The following is a 1,696-nucleotide window of genomic DNA, read 5'->3' on the forward strand; positions in this document are numbered from 1 at the left end:
CCCATGCGAGTGGATGGCGCTCCGAATCCAGAACTGATCCACCACAGACGCGTGAGGCCAGACCTCCGCGCCGATGCCGTCCATGCCCCAGAGGCAAACCGGCATCACCAACCCCACGGCTGCAGAAATGCACGACTGGGACGGATCACCCGTTTCGTTTTTAAGAAAGACCGAGTTGGCCGGTGTCGATGCATCCAAGCAGGCACATCGACCGACAAACCTTTGGGTAGGCGCCGCACCTCTCGTGGTCGCGTGCGGCGCTGAATGCTTGACCACGAGCCGATGGGGCGACGGAATCCGCGCCATCGGCGATCTCCATGGGATTCCACCTTCACTCACGACCAACCCGCTGTTCGGGCGGCGGGCCCTTGACCATGGGCCACATCATGTCTGACTCATCCACCACTCCATCCACAACGCCCCGATCATCACGGCGCCGGGTCCAGGAAGCATCCAGCCCTGGGCGCTCAAGCCAGCACCAACCCGCACGCCGTCAAAGCTGGGCGGGCAAGTCACCCCAGGACATCATGGCCCACTACCCCAAGGGTAAGACGCCACCGCTCAAGGTGCTGGAAGTGCTGATCGAACTGTTCAACGCCCTGCACACCTCGATGGCCAAGACCGTCTCACACAAGACACGGCAAGAGCGCGCCCAGTTCCTGCGCCGATTCTTTCGGGACTTGAGGACAAAGGCTGGGTTCAAGACGGTGCCTGACCCGCGCAACCTGGGGCAAAAGCACATCCGGGCCATGGTGCAGGTCTGGCAGCAGGAGCACCTGGCCCCGGCGACGATCCAGACCTACCTGAGCTTTCTGCGAGGCCTGGCCATGTGGATGGGCAAGCATGGCTTCGTGCGATCACCGGACCACTACGGCCTGAGCGTTGACGAATACCAGCGCCATGAGTACGCCAGCCGGGACAAAGGTTGGTCGGCAAATGGGGTGGACATCGACGCCGTGATCACTCAGGTCTGTGACCACGACCGCTTTGTGGGGGCCTCGTTGCGGCTGATCCGCACCATGGGACTGCGGCGCAAGGAATCGGTGCTGTTTCGGCCATTTGAGAGCATCGTGCCCTTCGAGTCCACGGGCCTGCCGCCCGACGACAAGTTGGCGGATCGGTACGCCAGGATCAAGGGCAAGGGAGGCCGGGTGCGCCACATCCCTCTGGACAGCCAGGAGCGCCTTGCCGCCGTGGCATTCGCGCAGGGCGTGGTCAGCAGCCAGGATGCGCACATGGGCAACCCTGCCCATGACCTGCGCAAGAACCTCAGGCACTTTGACTACGTGTTGACCAAGTTCGGCATCACCGTGCGCGAACGAGGGGTGACCGCACATGGCCTGCGCCATGAGGTGTTGATCGGTCACTATGAGGCCCTGGCCGGGACCGCGCCCCCCGTTCGCGGCAATGGTGTTGTGGCGCCCGATGTGGATCGCGCGGCAAGACAGGCTGTGGCCCTCCTCGCTGGCCATGCCAGGCCACGTGCCGCATGCGCATACCTTGGCGCGGTTCAAGCACAACCTTCGTCAGGATCACGCGATGGGGATGACAAGCGCGAGGCAACGTCAAAAGCAGTGTCATGACGAACGCCGACGGCGCAGAACCATGTCTGCGCCGTCGGCGTTGGGCAAGCTGTGCATGTCCTTGACTCAGACTGCTGACTCGGCAAGTTCATTGACCTCAGACTGAGAGTCGT

2 protein-coding genes are annotated in these 1,696 nt (G+C 63.0%); one reads left to right on the top strand and one right to left on the bottom strand.

The window, feature by feature from the left end; translation table 11 throughout:
- Nucleotides 1-198, bottom strand: a 198-nt coding sequence (locus Q7V20_RS20865) for a hypothetical protein (protein WP_304795551.1), incomplete at its 3' end; no start/stop codon positions are given.
- A gap of 329 nt (nt 199-527) precedes the next feature.
- On the opposite strand from Q7V20_RS20865, the gene Q7V20_RS20870 reads away from it, so the two are divergent.
- On the top strand, nt 528-1,583 hold the full coding sequence (locus Q7V20_RS20870) for a phage integrase N-terminal domain-containing protein (protein WP_304795553.1): 1,056 nt from the start codon (nt 528-530) through the stop codon (nt 1,581-1,583).
- The last annotated feature ends 113 nt before the right edge of the window (nt 1,584-1,696 follow it).

This window comes from Aquabacterium sp. (assembly GCF_030652515.1).
Lineage (GTDB): Bacteria > Pseudomonadota > Gammaproteobacteria > Burkholderiales > Burkholderiaceae_C > Aquabacterium.

Bases quoted from the DNA above. Each gene is read 5' to 3' on its own strand.
- Q7V20_RS20870 (WP_304795553.1), top strand. From the start codon at position 528: ATGGCCCACTACCCCAAGGGTAAGACGCCACCGCTCAAGGTGCTGGAA.